The 3624-nt window shown below is 31.2% G+C and carries 2 protein-coding genes; both read right to left on the bottom strand.

The window, feature by feature from the left end; all coding sequences use genetic code 11:
* The coding region (locus tag C3E88_RS11670; RefSeq protein ID WP_236910361.1) for a UbiA family prenyltransferase at positions 1 to 957 on the bottom strand (957 nt) is incomplete at its 3' end.
* A gap of 125 nt (positions 958 to 1082) precedes the next feature.
* Positions 1083 to 3425, bottom strand: coding sequence for an ATP-dependent DNA helicase (locus C3E88_RS11665; RefSeq protein WP_236910360.1), 2343 nt, complete (start codon positions 3423 to 3425; stop codon positions 1083 to 1085).
* Positions 3426 to 3624: the final 199 nt, after the last annotated feature.

The raw sequence follows: 3624 nt of genomic DNA, 5'->3' as shown, positions 1-3624 counted from the left end.
ATAAAATACTTTTGGTTCTCTTAAAACAATCATATTGTAATAATCTATTAATAACTGGGCTTCTGTTTTTAGTTCATCGTTAAAGTTAATTTTAGAAATGTTACCCTTTATTTTCTTGGTGTTTTCTAACAAATCCTCTAAACTATTTTGATTTAAACCTAAACTACCTATGTTTAATTTCATAATATTTTCAGCACAATAAATAAGTTTTCCTAAATACTTAAAAGTTTCTATCTCTGCATATATTTTACGCTTATTGCTATTATAAACCACAGTATTGATCATAAAAGTTAATATAAATATAGTAAACCCCATTCTAAGGTTGATTAATAGCAATACCAATGCTAAAAAGGGTATATAAGAAAGTATTTGGTATAAAGTTGAATATTTTGTATCTACATCCATACCTTCTTCAAAGTATGCAAATATCCCTTTACCCTCCTCTTTCCCCAGTATAGAAAGATAATACTGAATTTCTTGTGAAATATCACTATTATTCCTTAATTGGTCTATTATTTCATACCTTTTATTGAGCGGATTTTCTTTAAATAAAGGTCTTCTAAGAATATAATATAGGTATTGCATACCTGGCAGGCTCATAGTATGGTCCATTTTTGTAAATACAGTATCCATATCTAAATCCTTCCATGTAATATCGTCTATTAAAAAATTAATATTTTCCCTTTTGGATAGAAATTTATGAAGATTATCTTTCTCAGAAAAATTAACATTATATTTCCTTTCTTTTCCCCACAGTTCCCCAATAGCCTTCTTCTTACCCTTTACATAATTATTTCTTTTTATTTTTTGATATACTAATAAAAATATAATTCCTAAAACAGTGACAACAAAAAATAAATAGTTCACCTGTATCCCTAATGCTATACCGACAATGATCAATATTACAAATAGAGTTTCAATTATAAAATCCAAATTTTCTCTTATATAATGAGGCAAAATGTTGTCTCTCCTTTCTATGTTTATTTCATATGTCCTTTTTATTTAGTTCATAATAAGAAGGCTGTAGAGCAGAACACCCCTTGTATATCATCTTTTAATTAACTCAATAGTATAATAAATCCCTAGTCCTTCCAAAAATCCCTGAGATTTGTTCTAATCCATTTAGAATCCCCTACCCTCTTATAATGAGACCATCCCCTTGGGTATAATCTTCTATACTTTATAGTGCCAAACCTCTCATCTATAAGTAGTATTGCTCCCTTATCCTCCTCACTTCTTATAACTCTACCAGCAGCTTGAAGGACTTTGTTCATTCCAGGATACATATAAGCATATTCATAGCCTAACCCATTTTCTGATTGAAAGTATTCTCGGATAATATTCCTCTCAAAGCATATCTGGGGCAAACCTACCCCTACAATTACTGCACCAATAAGTTTGTCCCCAATTAAATCTATTCCCTCCGAAAATATGCCTCCCAATACTGCAAAAGCAACCATTGTATCCTGCTTTTCCATATGAAATCTATTTAAAAAATTCTCCCTATCTTCTTCTTTCATGAAATTATCCTGGATAATAGTTATTATATCTGGATTTCTATCAATAAAATGTGTATATATTTGTTCCATATATTTATATGAAGGGAAAAATACAAAATAATTTCCCCTTTTTTGTGAGATAAATTCTTCTATGTATTCTACTATTTCTAGGTAAGTTTTATCCCTATCCTTATACTTAGTGGAGATAGTATCTCCAACCAAAAGGCACAGATTATCCTTGGGAAATGGTGAATTGAATCTAATAATATAATCCTCTTCATCTCCCCCTAGGATATCCCTATAATAATCAAGGGGTGTTAATGTAGCTGAAAAGAGTATGGCTGCCTTGCTTTTTTCTAATGTTTCACTTAATAAATAGGAAGGATCTATACAAAATAACTTTAATAGCACATCTTTATCCTCTTGTTCAATATAGGTTACATATCTATTATCATAGAAATCGGCTATCTTAATAAATCTCAATAGTTCAAAATATAGTTCTAGTATTTCCTCGTGAAGCTGGTGTTCTTTCTCATCTATAAGCCATTCTTCTAACTCTTTAATAAGCTTATTTATTGGAGGATAGATATCTGTTATCTCCTCCTTTTGGTAGTAAGGATCGCCATTGGAAATATGCTCTCTTTTTATTTTATTCATAGCATTATTACAGTTATTAAAGGCCTTTGAAATATTGGGAAAATCCTCTTTAAATAATCTTTTATATTTCAAAAATGGCTCTTTAACAATTTGTGCAGAAAACATGTCCCGAGACCGTTCTACTAAATTATGAGCTTCATCTATTAAAAATATATAATCATTCCCACTTTCATCAAAAAACCTTTTTAGATACACATTGGGATCAAACACATAGTTGTAATCACATATAATCACATCACTCCACAGACTTAAATCTAAAGAAAGTTCGAAGGGACATACCTGGTGAAGTCTTGCATATTCTACTACAATATCCCTTGTTATTATGTCCTCCTTTTCCAGTACATCCATAATAGCCTGATTTACCCTATCAAAATGGCCCTTAGCATAGGGGCATTCTCTGGGATTACATTTTACTTCTTCATTTAAACATATCTTTTCCTTAGCAGTAATCACTATGGATTTAATCCTAAGTCCCTTCCATGCCATCTGATTTATAGAACTTAGAGCCGCTTCCCTAGTTATAGTCTTTGCAGTCAAATAAAAAACCTTAGAAGCAATACCTTCACCAATAGCCTTTATCGAAGGAAATATAGTGGAAATGGTCTTACCTATACCTGTTGGAGCCTGGGCAAAAAGGTTTTTTTCGTCCAGTACCGTCCTGTAAACGGCAACAGCTAATTTCCTTTGACCTTTTCTATAGTTTTTAAAGGGAAAGGAGAGTTCCTCTATTGATGCATCTCTAACCTTTCCCCAATAAAAGGTCATATTTGCCCATTCTATATATTCTCCAATTAATCCTAAAAAGAACTCTTCTAATTCTTTAAAGCTATAACTCCTGATAAACTTCTTCGTCTCTTCCGATTCAATATTGAAGTATGTAAGCTGAATTTTTAATTCCTCTATTCCCTTTTCTATTGCATACATGTATCCGTAGCATTTCCCTTGGGCCCAATGAAGGGGATTATAATCTTCAATTATTTCATCCAATGGCCTAACAGTGCTTTTAATCTCATCTATTATTATATTTTCATCTGTCTTTAAAATCCCATCTGCTCTACCTTCTATTTCTATAGTGAAATCCTCATAATTTAAGATATGCTTTAATACAACTTCTGGAGTATATTCTTCTCCATAAGAGTTTTGCACCTTTTGATGGGCTCTTGTCCCTTCCACTGCTCTAGTACTTCCCATAAATGTATTATCTATATCTCCTGAACGAAGTACAAACTCGACTAAATTCCTTACAGATACTTTGATTTGTTTAGACATATTATCCGTCCTTTGCTTGAGAAAACAATTTTCAATCCTATATACACTAAGATTATAATATAATGTCTAAATCTTCAATGTTATTATAGAAAAATATTTTCTTACAAAACATCTACATTGCTTTTTTAGATCTAAATAATCTGCCAAACTTTAAAGTTTGGCAGATTGACATTATATAAGATTTAATAGGCCTTTGTTG

The organism is Clostridium sp. Cult3 (genome assembly GCF_021655115.1).
Taxonomy (GTDB): Bacteria; Bacillota; Clostridia; order Tissierellales; family Tepidimicrobiaceae; genus PPXY01.
The sequence above is the reverse complement of the archived record's forward strand: the minus strand, read 5'-3'. Positions and strand labels throughout refer to the sequence as shown.

Coding starts and splice junctions, on each gene's coding strand:
- C3E88_RS11665 (WP_236910360.1), bottom strand. CDS start 3,425: ATGTCTAAACAAATCAAAGTATCTGTAAGGAATTTAGTCGAGTTTGTA.